Here is an 18,761-nt window from a genome sequence, read left to right as displayed (position 1 = left end):
GTGAAATGAAAAAACTACCACGCACTACTTTTGTATAAAAATTCGGTTTTGTATATTGTTTTTCTAGTAAAATTAAGTTTTTTAAGTTTGTAAAATTTATAAATATTTAATTGACTCTATAAATATACAATATTATAATCATACTTAATTTAAAGAATCGATTTGAGGAGGAACTTATGAAAGTCGCAATTATTGGAGCCACTGGATATGGGGGTATTGAGTTAATTCGTTTATTAGAACAACATCCATATTTTTCTATAGCATCTCTTCATTCTTTTTCACAAGTTGGTGAGTGTATAACAAATGTATATCCGCATCTTCGAAATGTTCTCGTTCATACGTTACAAGAAATTGATGTGGAGACAATAGGGAAAGAAGCAGAAATCGTATTTCTAGCAACACCAGCAGGAGTATCGGCGGAGTTAACTCCCAAGTTATTAGCAGAAGGTTTAAAAGTAATTGACCTATCTGGAGACTTTCGTATGATAGATCCTTCTTCATATGAACTGTGGTATAAAAGGCCAGCAGCGAAAGAAGAAATTCTTAGAAAAGCAGTGTATGGGTTAAGTGAATGGAAAAGGACTGAGATTCAAAAGGCAAATTTAATTGCAAACCCAGGATGTTTTGCTACAGCCACATTGCTAGCGATAGCGCCGTTAGTACGTAGTAGCATGATTGAAGAAGATTCGATTATTATTGATGCGAAATCAGGGGTATCAGGAGCAGGTAAAACACCAACAACAATGACTCATTTTCCTGAGCTATACGATAACTTACACATCTATAAAGTAAACCAGCATCAGCACGTTCCAGAGATTGAGCAAATGCTTACAGAATGGAATAGTGAATCACAGCCAATTACATTTAGCACACATTTAATACCGATATCACGAGGAATCATGATTACACTTTATGCAAAAGTAAAACAAAAGATGGAAATAAAGCAACTTCAAAAATTGTATGAAGAAACGTATGAACAATCGCCTTTCATCCGAATTTGTAAGCAAGGGAAATTTCCAAGTCCAAAAGAAGTGAGAGGCTCAAATTATTGCGATATTGGCATAGCTTACGATGAAAGAACAGAAAGAGTTACGGTCGTTTCTGTTATAGACAATATGATGAAAGGCGCGGCTGGGCAAGCGATTCAAAATGCAAACATAATAGCGGGACTAGAAGAGACAACAGGTTTACAACATATGCCGCTTTATCTATAAGGGGGACATGATGATTAAAGTAGCGTCTATTACAAAATTAGAAAATGGTTCAATTGTAACGCCGAAAGGCTTTTCGGCAATTGGTACTGCAAATGGTCTGAAAAAGGAGAAAAAGGATTTAGGTGCCATCGTTTGTGACGTACCAGCATCATGTGCCGCTGTGTATACAACGAATCAAATACAAGCAGCTCCTTTGCAAGTAACGAAGGATAGTATAACGGCAGAAGGGAAGTTACAAGCAATTATCGTTAATAGTGGAAATGCAAATGCTTGTACTGGAATGCAAGGATTACAAGACGCATACGAGATGCGCGCATTAGGGGCGGAACATTTTGGGATGAAAGAAAATTACGTTGCTGTAGCTTCAACAGGTGTAATTGGTGTTCCACTGCCGATGGATATAATCCGAAAGGGAGTTGCAACTCTTATACCGACGAAGGAAGAAAGTGAAGCATATTCTTTTTCTGAAGCAATTTTAACGACGGATCTCATAACGAAAGAAACTTGCTATGAAATGATTATTGATGGGAAGAAAGTGGCGATTGCGGGTGTTGCAAAAGGTTCAGGGATGATTCATCCGAATATGGCAACGATGCTTAGTTTTATTACGACAGATGCTCATATAGAGCATGACGTATTGCAAACAGCATTATCACAAATAACGAATCATACATTTAATCAAATTACGGTGGATGGAGATACTTCTACGAATGATATGGTCATCGTTATGGCAAGTGGATTATCAGAAACAAGGCCGATAAATATGGAACATACAGATTGGGAAACTTTCGTATGTGCTTTACAGAAGGTATGTGAAGATTTAGCAAAGAAAATTGCGCAAGATGGTGAAGGCGCTACAAAGTTAATAGAAGTAAATGTGCTAGGAGCTCAAACGAATGAAGAGGCAAAAAAAATTGCAAAGCAAATAGTCGGTTCGAGTCTTGTGAAAACAGCAATACATGGTGAAGATCCAAACTGGGGGCGAATTATTAGCAGTATTGGACAAAGTGAAGTAGCTATTAATCCGAATACAATTGACATTACTCTTCAATCTATATTGGTATTAAAAAATAGTGAGCCTCAAACATTTTCTGAAGAAGAAATGAAAGAGAGATTACAAGAAGATGAAATAGTCATTAATGTGTACTTACACTTAGGAGAAGAGACAGGATCAGCTTGGGGCTGTGACTTAAGCTATGAATATGTGAAAATAAACGCTTGTTATCGTACATAAGGAGAGAGAAGATGAGCGAATATATTGTAGTGAAATGCGGCGGTAGTATGTTGAATCAATTAAAAGCTGTGTTTTTTGAATGTATAAAGAAATTGCAACAGAAGTATAAAGTAGTGATTGTTCATGGTGGTGGGCCAGAAATTGATGCCAAATTAAAAGATTGTAACATCAACGTAGAAAAAAGAGATGGATTACGCGTAACACCAAAAGAAGTTATGGATGTTGTTCAAATGGTGCTATGCGGAAGTACGAATAAAAAACTCGTAATGAATTTACAAACGCATAATTTACTTGCGGTAGGTTGTTCAGGATGTGACGGCAATTTACTTCAAGTTCAACCTGTCAGTGAAGAGATAGGATATGTGGGGGAAGTAAGTTATGTAGAAACAGCCTTATTAAAAGGATTAATAAATATGGAGTATATTCCTGTTATTGCTCCAATCGGGGTAAATGGTAATGAAGTTTATAACATAAATGCGGACAATGCTGCAGCTGGGATTGCGGCTGCGTTAGGGGCAAAAGAGCTTATTTTTATTACGGATGTAGATGGAATATTACATGAAGGGAATTTGGTAAAGGAAACGGATGAATCTGAAATTGCTACTTTTATAGAAACAGGTGTTATTACAGGTGGGATGATTCCGAAAGTACAGGCGGCACTAGCATCATTAAAAATGGGAGTGCAAAAGATAAGTATTGTGAATGGTACAAAAGATTTTACTGAGGTTACGGGAGAGTGTATTGGAACGACGGTAACGAAAGGTGTGAGTATTGCATGACGAGTCATCTTTTTCAAACGTATGGCAGAAGAACTATTGAGTTTGTAAAGGGAACTGGAACGAAAGTTATTGATAATAACGGTAAGGAATATTTAGATTTCACATCAGGAATTGGCGTATGTAATTTAGGACATTGTCACCCTACTGTTCTCAAAGGTGTACAAGAGCAACTTGATGATATATGGCATATATCTAACCTGTTTACAAACAGCTTGCAAGAAGAAGTTGCGTCATTATTAACAGAAAATAGAGCATTAGATTATGTGTTTTTCTGTAATAGTGGGGCAGAGGCAAATGAAGCAGCTTTAAAGTTAGCACGTAAGCATACTGGAAAATCTCTCGTCGTAACATGCCAGCAGTCTTTTCACGGTAGAACATTTGGAACGATGAGTGCAACGGGCCAAGATAAGGTAAAAGAAGGATTTGGTCCATTACTTCCATCTTTTTTACATATCCCTTTTAACGATATTAAAGCATTAGAGGAAGTAATGAATGAAGAAGTTGCGGCGGTAATGGTAGAAGTTGTTCAAGGAGAGGGAGGAGTAATACCTGCTGATCTATCTTTTTTGAAAGAGATTGAAACATTATGTAATAAGTTCGGTTCCTTATTTATTATAGACGAAGTACAAACGGGGATAGGAAGAACTGGAACACTATTCGCTTATGAACAAGTGGGAATAGAGCCTGATATCGTTACCGTTGCAAAGGCGCTTGGGAATGGGATTCCTGTCGGAGCGATGATTGGCCGGAAAGAGCTCGGAGCGTCGTTTACTGCAGGATCACACGGTTCAACTTTTGGCGGGAATTACATCGCGATGGCTGCAGCGAAAGAAGTATTGCAAGTAAGTAAAAAACCATCGTTTTTAAAAGAAGTACAAGAAAAAGGCGAGTACGTATTAGAGAAGTTGCAAGAGGAATTACAGCATGTCGAATGTATTCAAAATATACGTGGTAAGGGGCTTATGATTGGGATTGAGTGTAAGCATGAAGTTGCGAGTTTTATAGAACAACTAGAAAACGAAGGACTTATCGTATTACAAGCAGGTCCTAATGTGATAAGACTATTACCGCCACTCATTGTCACGAATGAAGAGTTAGAACAGGCAGTATATATAATAAAAAAAGTAGTTTGTACAAAAAACGTATCAATCATATAAGGGGGAAGTTTCATGTCAACTGTACAAGTACCGAAATTAAATACGAAAGATCTTTTAACACTAGAAGAATTAACGAAAGAAGAAATTATTTCTTTAATTGAGTTCGCTATATATTTAAAAAAGAATAAGCAAGAGCCTTTATTACAAGGCAAAATATTAGGGCTTATTTTTGATAAGCATTCCACTCGTACTCGTGTATCTTTTGAAGCGGGAATGGTACAACTCGGGGGACATGGTATGTTTTTAAGTGGGAAAGAGATGCAAATGGGAAGAGGAGAAAGCGTTTCAGATACTGCAAAAGTATTATCGCAGTATATTGATGGGATCATGATACGTACATTCTCACACGCGGATGTAGAAGAGCTTGCAAAAGAATCGAGTATTCCTGTTATTAACGGTTTAACGGATGATCATCATCCTTGTCAAGCATTGGCAGACCTCATGACGATATATGAAGAAACAAATACATTTAAAGGAATAAAATTGGCTTACGTAGGTGACGGCAATAATGTGTGTCATTCATTGTTGCTAGCGAGTGCAAAAGTTGGAATGCATATGACTGTTGCAACGCCTGTAGAATATGAACCGAATGAAGAGATTGTAAAAAAAGCGTTAGCAATTGCCAAGGAAACAGGAGCTGAAATTGAAGTTTTGCATGATCCTGAATTAGCGGTGAATGAAGCAGATTTCATTTATACTGACGTTTGGATGAGCATGGGGCAAGAGGGCGAAGAAGAGAAGTATACTTTATTTCAACCTTACCAAATCAATAACGAACTTGTTAAGCATGCGAAGCAAACATATCGTTTCTTACACTGTTTACCTGCCCATCGTGAAGAAGAAGTAACAGGAGAAATTATAGATGGACCGCAGTCTATCGTCTTTGAGCAAGCTGGTAATCGATTGCATGCTCAAAAAGCGTTATTAGTGAGTTTATTTAAAAATGTAGAAGAGCCTTCCTAAAAGGGAGGTTTTTTTATATTAAAATGTCGGATGTATATTTGGTTAACCATTTCGATATCATTTATAATAAAAGAGAAAACTAAATTTGTTTTTCAGAGTGTGTAAGGACATACTACATATAAAAATATAGTTAAAGAGATGATGAGGGTGAAAACAACTAAGAAAACATATTCGTTTTTCCAGCGGATGTGGAGAATATTAAAGTTTCAATATTATAAGTTGCTTCGATCGCCAGAAGGCGCAAAGAAAGTATCGTTAGGGTTTGCTATAGGATTCGGCTTAGAAATGTTAGTCATTTATACGGCATCGCTCGTATATGTAATATTTTATCCAATCGTCAGGTTAGCAAAGGGATCTTTTCCTGCGGCAGTTATTGGCAATATTATTGGGAAAATATCGTTTCTCCCAGTATTTTTATTTCCGCTTGCGTATGCGCTAGGAAAAATGATTTATCCATTTCATGTACAGAAAATTCATCATGAACCATTTACCATATCGGACTTGTTTTCAAGTCACATTTTTACGATATTAAAGAGCTTATTACAAAGTGAAGTGTATGTATTAATTGGAATGACGATTTTAGGAGTTGTGTTTGGTCTCATTTCATATTTCGTTGTGCATTATTTATACGAAAAGAACCGTAAGTTACGTTTGAAGAAAAGGAAGAAACGAGTGAGAGAACCACTTGTACAATTATAAACAATGTCACATTCATTTTCTCCTTTGAATATGTTTAAGAAAAAGGAGGAGAGGATAATGTATTATTATTACGTGCCTCAAGTATATCCATATGTAAATTATTATCCGGTTTATGATACGAGTAGACAATACGAATTATATCGGCAACAACAATTACAGCAATTATCACAAATACCACAATTACCAACACAACAGCCTACACAGGAAAAAAAACCATATTTAACAACATGGCCATATTCCAATGTATACTATGGTAATTATTACGAATCATAAAGCTGCTTCTATTTAGAAGCAGCTTTATACGTTTGTTTTCAAAATTAAATTTTGAATGGTTTGAAGAGAATGAATGAGCTTTTCGCGCTCTTCCTCAGATAATGTTTGGAAATTTTCTTTTAGTTTGTCTAAAATGAATTGCTGATACTGATTTACTAATAATTTCCCTTCAGCTGTTAGAGAAATTAAAATGACCCGTCGATCTTTTTCGCTATAATGACGCTCTATTAGTTCTTCTTGAATAAGTTTGTTTAATAGAGGTGTCATGTTAGGCCGTGAAATCGCTAGCCGCTTGCCGATTTCGGAAACTGCTAATGTGCCGTTTTCATGCAAAAGCAGTAATACTTGTGTATGTGATGGCGGCATATGTCTTTGAGAAGAAAATTCTCCAGGAAGCATAAATTTGCGATAAAAAAGAGGCACTAGCGAAAGAAGATGATCAACAATACGTTCCCACTCGCGTGATTCCATATAAAGGCCCCCTTCCACTATCATTGTAACAAAAAAGACATGTTATAAAAATAGAATTGTTTCATGGTCGCTTTAATATTTGTAGGATAACACTTGCTTTGTAAATGTGTTGGCAATAATTGCATAGCCGTTATCATTTGGGTGTACTTGGTCAAATAATAACTCTTTTTTATCATTCGATATTAATTTGCGAATTGGTAAAACGATAGATGGTTGATTTGCTTTGGAAATGGAATAAACAGATTCATTCCAGCCATCTAAAAACATATCTGCATAACTTGCGATGGAGTCATCGAGTTGTAACGGGTTATAGAGTTCTGAGAGAATGAGTAAAGCGTCCGGATTTTGATCTCGAACTGTCTTTACAATACTTTTTATATCCGCTTCAAAATGGGCTTTTTCTTTATTTAACATTTTTATACCATCTATAACACCAACATCACGATTTAAACGAAATAAATTATTTCCTCCAATATTAATTGTAATTATATTTGCTGCTCTAATTTTTTCCTTTACATCTTCTGATTGAACTTTTTTAGCGAGAAGATCTGTTGTAAGACCGTTTACCCCAAGGTTTTCTACTGTAATTGGTTTATGAATTTGTGCTTCTATTTGCTTAGAAGCTAATTCAGCAAATCCACCTTGTGTCGATCCATATCCTTTAGCGAGTGAATCACCTAATACAAGATGATAAAAAGATTCGTTTGTTTGCTTATCAATCCAATTTGGGGCAGATGTTTTTTCTGTTTTTTCTTCAGATTCATTTTGTTTTGTCTCGTCGTTCTTTTCAAAATAAGAATAAGAAATGATCAGAAGGAGGAGACAAACAATTGTTAAGATGACTTTTTTCATAAATTCATCCTCCTTGTAATTGGTAATTGTATCATATTCAGCAGTATTAGCAATGTAAGGGCATATTATATGTTTATGAAAAGTTTATAATAACTTTACAGAAAATTTGTTGAAGTTTGTCAAAAAATATTGACGATAGGAAAGAACTTTATATATGATAATGTCAGATAAGGTGAAACTTTAATGAGTGGGAGCTTTATTTCCTATTAATTAATAGTCTTCATCAATCGGGCGTTTAAGGGGACTACTCGTTAGCGCAGGGTGAAATGAAAATTGTGTCTCTAATAGAAGAAAAAAGGTATGTGGTTAGAGACAGATAGGGATTCATTTCATTATTTCTGGTAATTGTATAAGGGGGATTTTTTGTGAAAAAGTCAAAAAAAATGCTAGCTGGAGCAACTCTTGCGATTGGTGTTATAGCACCGCAAGTAATGCCAACAACAGCTCATGCAGATGAGAACACTGGGGAGAGTACAGTTAACTTACGAATTCTAGAAACATCAGATATTCACGTTAACTTAATGAATTACGATTATTATCAAACGAAAACAGATAATAAAGTAGGTCTCGTGCAAACTGCAACACTCGTTAATAAAGCACGTGAAGAAGCGAAAAACTCTGTCCTATTTGATGATGGAGATGCATTACAAGGGACACCGCTTGGAGATTATGTAGCAAATAAAATAAAAGATCCGAAGAATCCTGTGGATCCTAGTTATACACATCCATTATATCGTGTAATGAATTTAATGAAGTATGACGTCATCTCTCTTGGGAATCATGAATTTAACTACGGCTTAGACTATTTAAACAAAGTAATTAGTAAAACGGAATTCCCGGTTATTAACTCGAATGTTTATAAAGATGATCATGATAATAATGAAGCGAACGATGAAAATTATTTTAAACCATATCATATTTTAGAGAAAGAAGTAGTGGATGAAGCAGGCAAAAAACAAATAGTAAAAATTGGTGTAATAGGATTTGTCCCACCTCAAGTTATGAACTGGGATAAGGCAAATTTAGAAGGAAAAGTAAAAGCGAAAGATATTGTCAAAACAGCGAATAAATTAGTACCGAAACTGAAAAATGAGGAACATGCAGATATTGTCGTTGCACTAGCGCATTCAGGTGTTGATAAGAGTGGATACAACGAAGGAATGGAAAATGCATCATATCATTTAGCAACACAAGTTCCTGGCGTAGATGCAGTATTAATGGGACATTCACATACTGAAGTGAAGGATGTATTTAATGGTGTTCCAGTTGTAATGCCTGGTGTTTTTGGTAGTAACTTAGGTATTATTGATATGCAATTGAAAAAGGTAAACGGAAAATGGGAAGTACAAAAAGATCAATCTAAGCCACAACTTCGCCCGATTGCTAATAGTAAAGGTACCCCATTAGTAGAATCTGATCAAAAATTAGTTAATGAAATTAAAGATGAGCATCAAGCGACAATCGACTATGTAAATACACCTGTAGGTGAAACGAAAGCACCAATTAATAGTTATTTTTCATTAGTACAAGATGATCCTTCCGTACAAATTGTGACAAATGCGCAAAAATGGTATGTAGAACAAGAACTTAAAAAACCAGAGTACGAAAAGATTAAAGATATTCCGGTTTTATCTGCAGGCGCACCATTTAAAGCAGGTGGCCGAAACGGTGCTACATATTATACGGATATTCCAGCTGGAACGTTAGCAATTAAAAACGTTGCAGATTTATACGTGTATCCAAATACGTTATATGCTGTAAAAGTAAATGGGGCACAAGTGAAAGAATGGCTTGAAATGTCTGCAGGTCAGTTTAATACAATTGATCCAAAGAAAACAGAAGAACAGCCATTAGTAAATATAGGCTATCCTACATATAACTTCGATATTTTAGATGGCTTAAAATACGAAATTGATGTAACACAACCGGCGAAATACGATAAAGATGGAAAAGTTGTAAATGCAAATGCTAATCGTATTGTAAATATGACATATGAAGGTAAGCTAGTAGCTGACAAGCAAGAGTTCATCGTCGCTACAAATAACTATCGTGGAAGTAGCCAAACGTTCCCAGGTGTAAGTAAAGGGGAAGTTGTATACCAATCACAAGATGAAACACGTCAAATCATTGTGAAGTATATGCAAAAAATAAAAAATATTGATCCAGCAGCTGATCAAAATTGGACATTTAAACCGATTGTTGCAGATAAATTAAATACAACATTTGATTCTTCACCAAATGCACAAAAGTATATAAAGAAAGATGGAAAGATTTCATATGTTGGACCATCTGAAAATGAATTTGCGAAATATGCAATTGATATAACGAAGAAAAATGATGATAAAGAAACTGGTGAAGGAAATCCAACGACACCGCCAACAGGTGGTGGAGAAAATCCGACGACACCGCCAACAGGTGGGGGAGAAAATCCAACAACACCGCCAACAGGTAATGGAGAAAACCCAACACCACCAACAGAAGAAGGTAATAATGGTAATGAACCAAAACAAGATGGAAACAATACTGGATCTGGACAAACTACAACAGATGATCAAAATACAAAAGAAACAACAACAACTGTAAGTGAAAATAAAGAAGCTGAAAAAGATGAACGTGATTTACCGAAAACAGGTGCAAGTATTGCTTCTACAATTGGAGCTGGTCTTGCGTTTGTTGGAGCGGGATTACTTATGTTATTTAGAAGAAAGAAAGCGAATAGATAGTCGAGAAATATAAAAAGGATTACCGATTTGGTAATCCTTTTTGTTATATTATGAAACTGGTACTGCTTTTTCTTTTTTCCATGAAAGACCGAATCCAGTAAAGCCGACGATAATGGTTACGACTGGACACGCTAAACAGAAGATTGCGTATGGCAGGTAATCGAATGTTGGAACGCTAAGAACGTTTGTTAAGAATACGCCACTTACACCCCATGGTACGAGTGGATTAATTACTGTACCAGCATCTTCTAATACTCGTGATAAATTACGACGTTCTAAACCGACTTCATCGTATTTATTAGCAAATGCTTGTCCTGTTAAAACGATGGATAAGTACTGCTCACCGAGTAAGAAGTTTACACCAATTGCAGTTGAAGCAGTAGAAATAATTAAGCGTGTACTAGTTTTTACGAAGCTAGAGATAATATTCATCAGCTGCGCTATAATACCCATTCCTTGTAATAATCCTCCCATACAAAGAGCTAGAAAAATAAGAGCAATTGACATCATCATACTTTGCAGGCCACCGCGAGATAATAAGCTATCAATATCTTTGATACCAGTTTTAGAAACGTAACCGTCTTGCATAATTTTTATTAAATCAGCTAAAGAAGTGCTAGGTTTAAAAATAAAGAGAATAATAATCCCTACCACAATTCCTGCAAGTAATGTTGGAACTGCAGGTACCTTTTTAAATGCGAATAGGAACAGTAATAAAATAGGAATAAGTGTAACGATAGAAATCGTTGCATTTTTTTCTAATGTGTTAATAAATGCTGAGAAATCAACGTTTCCATCAGATCCGCTTCCTAAAATGAAAAATGCGATAAAAGCAATAATGAAAGCTGGCACTGTTGTCCAAAGCATGTTACGAATATGTTCAAATAAATCTACACCCGTTACAGCAGGCGCTAAGTTTGTTGTATCAGATAAAGGAGACATTTTATCTCCGAAGAATGCACCAGAAATAATTGCACCAGCAATAAGAGCTGGATCGTATCCAAGGGCAGTACCCATTCCCATAAAGGCAAGTCCTACAGTTGCAGCAGTTGTAAAAGCACTACCGATACTCGTTCCAACAATTGCACAAACAACAAAAACAGTTGGAACGAAAATTTTTGGAGATACAAGTTGGAAGCCGTATACCATTAAAGTCGGAATAGTTCCAGCTGCGATCCAAACGCTAATTAATACGCCTACAAGTAAGAAAATAAATATAGATGGAATACCAGCTGAAATACTACTAATCATCCCTTTCTCCATAGTAGACCAAGAGATTCTCTTCAAGAATCCAAATGCTAATAAAAGAACGATACCAAATAAAATTGGGATGTGTGGTGAAACTTCTAATTGAATAACACTAAAACCAATACAGAAAAAGATAAAAATTGTTAAAAGAACAGACTCAATTTTTGAAACCATTGTTTTTCCCTCCTAAGTAATATGAAATAGCTCTTTTTTATATAAAATTCGCCAATATTGTATATTTCCTTCTAAAATTTAGAATTTTGTGACAAATTACCGGTAATTGTTTGTTCTTCTATATGATACGGAAATGATTGGATAAAAAAACGTCCCTGCATATAATTATGCAGGGACGAAGAAATCGCGGTACCACCCTAGCTTGTGAAATGAATGTATCACAAAATAAAGGGTCATATGATATGCGTTTATAAAATAAAAAACGTCCCTGCAATATATGCAGGGACGAAAAATTCGCGGTACCACCCTAAATTGTGAAACAGTGTCGTTTCACCACTCTTTAGACATAACGGTCTATAACCGTCTTTCACTACTCCTCACGTTTCGTAAAAGAAGCTCCAGGGGGTAATTCATAATTCGCTCTGTACTGGTTCGCACCGACCACCAGCTCTCTGAAATCAGAAATCGAAATACTACTAAATCCTATCAACGCCGATTCATATGATGTTAGTTAAATTTTTATCATATTTTCATCTTACATGTCAATAAAAATATTAAATGTTTTTTTAGGGAAATAAAGGATAATTGTTTTTAATGCTGTAAAAATGTACGTTATAATGAATTTGAAAGGGGGAGGAAAGAGTGAAGAAAAAAATAATTCTTTTTACCACTTTATTAGTTATTGGAGGAAGTGCTGGAATTTACACAGCTTTTGCGGCTGAATCAGAGCAGCTGAAACAAAAGCAAATACAACAATCAGAAGTGAAGAAAGTAAAAGAAATAGAAGAGAAGAAATCAATGGAAAAAACAGCAGAGAAACTAGGAGTTTCTACAGAGGGAAAAACAAAAGAAGAGGTTACGAAAGAAGTAAATACCGCTAGGTTTGAGAAGCGTCATGATTTATTAATTGAGCACGCTAAGCAACTTGGAATTGATACAGAGGGGAAAAAAGATGAAGAAATTATTTTAGAAATTGGAAAGATACAGCATGGAAAGTAGAACAACTTATCGTATGATAAGTTGTTCTTTTTTAAGAACTATTTGATTTTAAAATAATTGACAGTCATTCAGATTTAATGTTAACTGTATTTATAAACAAGTTAACATTAGGGGTGACAATTGTGACAATAAATAGTAAAACGATTGAAAAATCATCTTATACATATGAAGAATTAGCAGAGAAAAATAAAGCTTACGTATGGCACCCATTTACACAAATGAAAGATTATTTAGAAGAAGATCCTGTCATTATTGAACGTGGAGAGGGAAGAAAGCTATACGATGTAAATGGTAATGAATATTGGGATGGTGTTTCATCTATATGGTTAAATGTTCACGGACATCAAGTACCGGAATTAGATGAAGCAATTCGTGAGCAATTAAATAAAATTGCTCATTCTACTATGTTAGGACTTGCTAACGTTCCATCTATTTTATTAGCAGAAAAAATTATTGAGGTTGTACCAGATGGATTGAAGAAGGTATTCTATTCTGATTCAGGTTCTACCGCTGTTGAAATTGCAATTAAGATGGCTTTCCAATATTGGCAGCATAAAGGGAAACGAAAGAAACAAAGATTCGTTACATTAAAAGAAGCATATCACGGTGATACAATTGGAGCTGTTTCGGTAGGAGCAATAGACTTGTTTCACCAAGTGTATAGTTCGCTCTTATTTGATGCGATTAAAATGCCGTATCCATATACATATCGTTCTCCTTACGGAAATAATAGGGAGGAAATTGTAAAAAGCCATTTAGAAGAAATGGAAGAATTGTTGAAAGAAAAGCATGAAGAAGTAGCTGCCATCATTGTGGAGCCATTAATGCAAGGTGCTGGCGGGATGATTACAATGCCAAAAGGATATTTAAAAGGACTGCGCGATTTATGTACTAAGTACAATGTATTATTTATTACAGATGAGGTAGCGACTGGATTTGGGCGTACAGGGAAAATGTTTGCGTGTGAACATGAAAATGTGACGCCAGACATTTTAACTGCTGGGAAAGGTTTAACAGGTGGATATTTACCAATTGCAGTTACGGTAACGACGGATGAAATATATAATGCCTTCTTAGGAGAATATGAAGAACAAAAAACATTTTTCCATGGACATAGCTACACAGGCAATCCGTTAGGGTGTGCCGTAGCAATCGCGAATTTAGAGCTATACGAAAAAACAAATTTAATAGAAGAAGTGGCACATAAAACGGATTATGTGGCAGCGCAATTAGAAAAGCTCTTTGCGTATAAACATGTAGGTGATATTCGTCAGTGCGGATTAATGGTTGGTATTGAGCTTGTGAAGAATAAGGAAACGAAAGAAGCGTTTGACTGGACAGAAAGAGTCGGTGTTCAAGTATGTAAACGCGCAAGAGAGCTGGGTATGATCTTGCGACCGCTCGGTAATACGATTGTATTTATGCCACCTCTTGCTTCTACAATTGAGGAGATTGATGATATGTTACGTATTTTGTATAAAGCAATCTCGGATGTTACGGAGGGAGAATAATGCGCGGTTTTTTTATAACAGCAACAGATACTGAAGTGGGGAAAACTGTCGTTGCCGGTGCATTAGCCGGTGTATTTAGAGAATTGGGATATAACATCGGAGTATATAAACCGTTGCAAAGTGGGCATGTTGCATCAAACCCTGAGGGAGATGCGGCAAGGTTAAAAGCATTATCAGGTGTGCCGACACAAGAAAATGAAATTTGCCCTTATTCTATTGAAGCACCACTTGCTCCGAGACTTGCCATGAAAAGAGCTGGAAGAGTAGTAAAGTTAAAAGAAATTACTGATTACTATAATGAACTATTAAAAGAGTTTAATAGCTTATTTGTAGAAGGGGCAGGTGGGCTTGCTGTCCCATATACAGAAGATGCTTTAGTAATTGATTTTGCAAAAGAATTACAGTTGCCTCTTATTGTAGTAGCTCGTCCTACATTAGGAACAGTAAATCATACAGTGTTAACGATTGCTTATGCAAAGGCGCATGGCTTAACCGTAGCGGGTGTCATTTTATCAGGTTGCAAAGAATGTGAAATGGAAAGAGTGCAAGAAAATAAAGAGATGATTGAAGAGCTGAGCGGGGTACCAGTTTTAGGATTATTACCATTCTTTGAAGGTGAGTTTACGAAAGAAGAAGTATTAGAATCTGCAAAAGAACATATTATGATTTCAAAATTAGAGGAGTTTATCCAAAATGAATCAAACGTGGCGGGCGCACCTTCAATGTAAATTACAACAATTACATGAGCAAGGGCAGTATCGTGATTTGCATGTAACAGAGAAGGCAGAAGAGACTTGGCTTATTCGAGATAAAAAAAGGATGTTAAATTTAGCGTCAAATAATTATTTAGGGTTAGCTGGAGATGAAAGGTTAAAAGAAGCTGCTATTGCCTGTACAAAAAGATATGGAACTGGAGCGACTGCCTCTCGTCTCGTTGTAGGAAATCATCCATTATATGAAGAGGTTGAGAGAAGCATATGTGACTGGAAAGGTACTGAAAGAGCTTTAATTGTAAATAGTGGGTATACGGCAAATATAGGTGCCATATCTTCTTTGGCCTCTCGGCACGATATTGTTTTTAGTGACAAGTTAAATCACGCAAGTATTGTTGATGGAATCATATTAAGCGGGGCAGAGCATAAAAGGTATCGTCATAATGATTTGGATCATTTAGAGAAGCTGTTGAAAATGGCTTCGCCTGAAAGCAGAAAATTAATCGTAACAGATACCGTTTTTAGTATGGATGGTGATACTGCGTATTTGAGAGATTTAGTACAGCTGAAAGAGAAATACGGGGCAATCATTATAGTCGATGAAGCACATGCGAGTGGAATATATGGAATCGGCGGAGCTGGGTTATCTCATATAGAAAAAAATCTTGCTCAAAAAATTGATATACATATGGGGACGTTTAGCAAGGCTTTAGGGTGTTATGGTGCGTATTTGACAGGTGATGAAATTTATATAGAGTATTTACAAAATATGATGAGAAGCTTTATTTTTACTACAGCTTTACCACCAAGTACGTTAGGAGCAGTGCAAAAAGCAATTGAAATTGTAAAAGAAGATAACGAAAGAAGAGAGAACCTTATAGCAAACGGAGAATACTTCAGAACTAAATTAAGGGATGCTGGTTTTGATATTGGGAATAGTTCAACTCATATTGTACCGATTGTAGTCGGTTCAAATGAACATGCTTTACGATTTAGTAAAAGGTTGCAAGAGGTAGGGATTGCGGCCATTGCAATTCGTCCGCCAACTGTGCCGGTTCATAGTTCTCGAATTCGCTTTGCAGTTACATCGCAACATACAATAGCTGATTTAAAATGGGCTATTGACCGAATTATTCACATTGCGAAAGAAGAGGAGATTTTCGTATGAACGAGCTAAAGATTATTTTTATCCCCGGATGGGGAATGGAAGAGAATATTTGGGATTTAGTACTTCCGTATTTTAAAGGATATCCTGTTGAATGCGTAGATTGGCGTAATGTGAAAGAACGAAGTGAATTTGCGGAACGAATTATAGATGTAGCGCATAACGACAACGTAATTTTAGTTGGATGGTCACTAGGAGCGTTAGCAGCAGTTGAAGCTTATAAAAAGATTCAGGCAAAAGGCATCGTATTAATTGGTGGGACTGCTAAATTTACAAATACGAGCGACTATAGTAATGGATGGAATGCTTTGCATGTAGAACGGCTGAAAAGGAATTTGGCGAGAAGGAGAGAGGATACGCTCAAGCGTTTTTATGAAAATATGTTTACGAAAGATGAGCTAAAAGGGAATAAAAACTTTGAAGACATTGTAGACCGTTTTAAAGGTGATTCTATTCAGTCTTTACAACTAGGTTTGGATTATTTAATAGAAACAGATATGAGAGAAGAACTAAAAGAAATTAAAGTACCTATACTACTTATTCACGGAGAACAGGATGTAATATGCCCATTGTCTGCGGCACGTAGTATGACGGAGAATAGCAGCAGCGAGCTGAAAGTAGTAAGTGAAGCAGGGCATGCATTATGTGTAACGAATTTTGAATATTGTGCAAATGAGATAATTCAATTTGTAGAGGGGATACGACATGATCAACAAAACGTTACTACAAAAACGGTTTAATGGGGCAGCCGTATCTTACGATCGATATGCAAATGTACAAAAAAAGATGGCACATTCATTACTTTCAATCTTAAAGGAACGATATAGTGAAACGGCATCAATACGTATTTTAGAACTGGGATGCGGGACGGGGTATGTAACAGAACAATTATCAAAGTTATTTCCGAAAGCACATATTACAGCAGTTGATTTTGCTGAAAGTATGATTGCGATTGCGCAAACTAAACAAAATGTAAAAAATGTAACGTTTCACTGTGAAGATATTGAGCAATTACGATTAGAAGAATCATATGATGTCATTATTTCAAATGCTACATTTCAATGGTTAAATAATTTACAACAAGTGTTAAGAAATTTATTTCAACATTTGTCTATAGATGGGATATTACTCTTTTCAACGTTTGGACATGAAACATTTCAAGAATTGCATGCTTCGTTCCAACGTGCGAAAGAAGAAAGAAATATAAAAAATGAAACATCGATTGGTCAACGTTTTTATTCAAAAGATCAGTTGCTTCATATATGTAAGATAGAAACAGGGGATGTGCATGTTTCTGAAACATGTTACATAGAGAGTTTTACAGAAGTTAAGGAGTTTCTGCATTCTATTCGAAAAGTAGGAGCAACTAATAGCAATGAAGGATCATATTGTCAAAGTCCCTCACTCTTTCGTGCGATGCTACGCATATACGAAAGAGACTTCACGGGAAATGAAGGGATAATGGCAACGTATCATGCTTTATTTATACATATAACAAAAGAGGGGAAGAGATGAAATGAAACAAGTACAAACAAAAAGGGATTGGAAAAAACTTGCATACGACGTAGTGGAAGAGAAAATGATTACGAAAGAAGATGCAATAGCGATATTAGAAGCTGATGATACAGAAGTTTTAGAAATTATGAATGCAGCTTACATTATTCGCCATCATCACTTTGGTAAGAAAGTAAAATTGAATATGATTATTAATACGAAATCTGGATTATGTCCTGAAGATTGTGGATATTGCTCACAGTCTATTATTTCAGAAGCACCGATTGATAAATATGCATGGTTAACGCAGGAGAAGATTGTAGAAGGGGCACATGAAGCAATACGCCGTAAAGCAGGTACATATTGTATTGTAGCGTCTGGTCGTCGTCCGACGGATAAAGAGGTAAATCACGTAATTGGAGCAGTTAAGGAAATTCGTGAAACGACAGACTTGAAGATTTGTTGTTGTTTAGGTTTCTTAAATGAAGATCAAGCAGGACGTTTAGCGGAAGCAGGCGTGCACCGTTATAATCACAACTTAAATACACATGCAAATAATTACGATAGTATTTGTTCAACTCATACGTATGATGATCGTGTTGATACAGTTCAAAAAGCAAAACAAGCTGGTATTTCACCATGCTCTGGAGCAATTTTTGGCATGGGAGAAACAATTGAAGAGCGTGCTGAAATTGCATTTGAATTACAACGTATAGATGCAGATTCTATCCCTTGTAATTTCCTTGTTGCTGTAAAGGGGACACCTCTTGAAGGGCAAAAAGAGTTAACGCCAGTAGAATGTTTAAAAGTACTTGCAATGATGCGTTTTGTAAACCCAACAAAAGAAATTCGTATTTCAGGAGGACGTGAAATCAATTTACGTTCTGTACAGCCAATCGGTTTATTTGCAGCAAATTCTATTTTTGTCGGGGACTACTTAACGACAGCTGGACAAGAGCCGACTGCGGACTGGGGTATGATTGCAGATTTAGGATTTGAGATTGAAGAATGTGCATTATAAGATAGATGAAAAAGCAAACTTGTAAAAGGGTTTGCTTTTTTTGTAAATAAAATGTAATAAATAGTTGTGAA

18 protein-coding genes and 1 other annotated feature are annotated in these 18,761 nt (G+C 36.0%); of the genes, 15 read left to right on the top strand and 3 right to left on the bottom strand.

From position 1 onward, the window contains the following. Positions 1-176 precede the first annotated feature (176 nt). The 7 genes from argC to NST86_RS20960 all read left to right on the top strand — a co-directional run bounded on the left by argC (position 177) and on the right by NST86_RS20960 (position 6,319). Positions 177-1,214: an N-acetyl-gamma-glutamyl-phosphate reductase gene (argC, locus tag NST86_RS20990; RefSeq protein WP_016118603.1), complete on the top strand. Its 1,038-nt coding sequence runs from the start codon at positions 177-179 to the stop codon at positions 1,212-1,214. Between the two features lie 10 nt (positions 1,215-1,224). Continuing rightward, positions 1,225-2,448 carry a bifunctional glutamate N-acetyltransferase/amino-acid acetyltransferase ArgJ gene (gene argJ, locus NST86_RS20985; RefSeq protein WP_016118602.1) on the top strand — a complete coding sequence of 408 codons (1,224 nt, stop codon included), beginning with the start codon at positions 1,225-1,227 and terminating at the stop codon, positions 2,446-2,448. Positions 2,449-2,459: 11 nt separating this feature from the next. Then, the gene (gene argB, locus NST86_RS20980) at positions 2,460-3,227 is read left to right on the top strand and encodes an acetylglutamate kinase (RefSeq protein WP_086424072.1); all 768 of its coding nucleotides are present in this window, start codon (positions 2,460-2,462) and stop codon (positions 3,225-3,227) included. Further along, positions 3,224-4,384 carry an acetylornithine transaminase gene (locus tag NST86_RS20975; RefSeq protein WP_033694206.1) on the top strand — a complete coding sequence of 387 codons (1,161 nt, stop codon included), beginning with the start codon at positions 3,224-3,226 and terminating at the stop codon, positions 4,382-4,384. The genes argB and NST86_RS20975 overlap by 4 nt, the downstream gene beginning before the upstream one ends. Before the next feature lie 12 nt (positions 4,385-4,396). Continuing rightward, entirely contained in the window at positions 4,397-5,347 is a 951-nt protein-coding gene (gene argF / locus NST86_RS20970; RefSeq protein WP_086424071.1) for an ornithine carbamoyltransferase, read from the top strand. A 138-nt stretch (positions 5,348-5,485) separates the two neighbouring features. Beyond that, complete coding sequence (locus NST86_RS20965) at positions 5,486-6,046, top strand: DUF2062 domain-containing protein (protein WP_002005691.1); 561 nt, start codon at positions 5,486-5,488, stop codon at positions 6,044-6,046. 57 nt (positions 6,047-6,103) lie between these two features. Continuing rightward, on the top strand, positions 6,104-6,319 hold the full coding sequence (locus NST86_RS20960; protein WP_000291957.1) for a hypothetical protein: 216 nt from the start codon (positions 6,104-6,106) through the stop codon (positions 6,317-6,319). A 24-nt stretch (positions 6,320-6,343) separates the two neighbouring features. On the opposite strand, the gene NST86_RS20955 is transcribed toward NST86_RS20960, so the two are convergent. Continuing rightward, positions 6,344-6,790 carry a MarR family winged helix-turn-helix transcriptional regulator gene (locus NST86_RS20955; protein ID WP_000445819.1) on the bottom strand — a complete coding sequence of 149 codons (447 nt, stop codon included), beginning with the start codon at positions 6,788-6,790 and terminating at the stop codon, positions 6,344-6,346. 72 nt (positions 6,791-6,862) lie between these two features. After that, positions 6,863-7,642: a GDSL-type esterase/lipase family protein gene (locus tag NST86_RS20950; protein ID WP_016118597.1), complete on the bottom strand. Its 780-nt coding sequence runs from the start codon at positions 7,640-7,642 to the stop codon at positions 6,863-6,865. A 365-nt stretch (positions 7,643-8,007) separates the two neighbouring features. Between NST86_RS20950 and cpdB the strand changes: the two genes are divergently transcribed. After that, the gene (gene cpdB / locus NST86_RS20945) at positions 8,008-10,365 is read left to right on the top strand and encodes a bifunctional 2',3'-cyclic-nucleotide 2'-phosphodiesterase/3'-nucleotidase (RefSeq protein ID WP_086424069.1); all 2,358 of its coding nucleotides are present in this window, start codon (positions 8,008-8,010) and stop codon (positions 10,363-10,365) included. 48 nt (positions 10,366-10,413) lie between these two features. Here the strand turns inward: cpdB and nhaC are convergent, their stop codons facing one another. After that, complete coding sequence (gene nhaC, locus NST86_RS20940; protein ID WP_016118595.1) at positions 10,414-11,787, bottom strand: Na+/H+ antiporter NhaC; 1,374 nt, start codon at positions 11,785-11,787, stop codon at positions 10,414-10,416. Between the two features lie 278 nt (positions 11,788-12,065). Next, positions 12,066-12,286: a binding site (T-box leader), on the bottom strand. A 143-nt stretch (positions 12,287-12,429) separates the two neighbouring features. Here nhaC and NST86_RS20935 point away from each other — a divergent pair. The 7 genes from NST86_RS20935 to bioB all read left to right on the top strand — a co-directional run bounded on the left by NST86_RS20935 (position 12,430) and on the right by bioB (position 18,690). Further along, entirely contained in the window at positions 12,430-12,786 is a 357-nt protein-coding gene (locus NST86_RS20935; RefSeq protein ID WP_086424068.1) for a hypothetical protein, read from the top strand. Positions 12,787-12,863: 77 nt separating this feature from the next. Continuing rightward, positions 12,864-14,297: an adenosylmethionine--8-amino-7-oxononanoate transaminase gene (gene bioA / locus NST86_RS20930; RefSeq protein ID WP_016118593.1), complete on the top strand. Its 1,434-nt coding sequence runs from the start codon at positions 12,864-12,866 to the stop codon at positions 14,295-14,297. Continuing rightward, on the top strand, positions 14,297-15,025 hold the full coding sequence (gene bioD, locus NST86_RS20925) for a dethiobiotin synthase (RefSeq protein WP_001213931.1): 729 nt from the start codon (positions 14,297-14,299) through the stop codon (positions 15,023-15,025). The genes bioA and bioD overlap by 1 nt, the downstream gene beginning before the upstream one ends. Further along, positions 14,991-16,178, top strand: a complete 1,188-nt coding sequence (gene bioF / locus NST86_RS20920; RefSeq protein WP_016118592.1) for an 8-amino-7-oxononanoate synthase — start codon at positions 14,991-14,993, stop codon at positions 16,176-16,178. The genes bioD and bioF overlap by 35 nt, the downstream gene beginning before the upstream one ends. Then, entirely contained in the window at positions 16,175-16,915 is a 741-nt protein-coding gene (locus NST86_RS20915; protein WP_001004164.1) for an alpha/beta fold hydrolase, read from the top strand. The genes bioF and NST86_RS20915 overlap by 4 nt, the downstream gene beginning before the upstream one ends. Next, the gene (bioC, locus tag NST86_RS20910) at positions 16,881-17,690 is read left to right on the top strand and encodes a malonyl-ACP O-methyltransferase BioC (protein WP_000608903.1); all 810 of its coding nucleotides are present in this window, start codon (positions 16,881-16,883) and stop codon (positions 17,688-17,690) included. The genes NST86_RS20915 and bioC overlap by 35 nt, the downstream gene beginning before the upstream one ends. Position 17,691: 1 nt before the next feature. Then, positions 17,692-18,690: a biotin synthase gene (bioB, locus tag NST86_RS20905; protein WP_000815856.1), complete on the top strand. Its 999-nt coding sequence runs from the start codon at positions 17,692-17,694 to the stop codon at positions 18,688-18,690. The last annotated feature ends 71 nt before the right edge of the window (positions 18,691-18,761 follow it).

This window comes from Bacillus sp. FSL L8-0199 (assembly GCF_038005705.1).
Classification (GTDB): domain Bacteria; phylum Bacillota; class Bacilli; order Bacillales; family Bacillaceae_G; genus Bacillus_A; species Bacillus_A cereus.
This window is presented reverse-complemented; position numbering and strand designations above follow the sequence as displayed.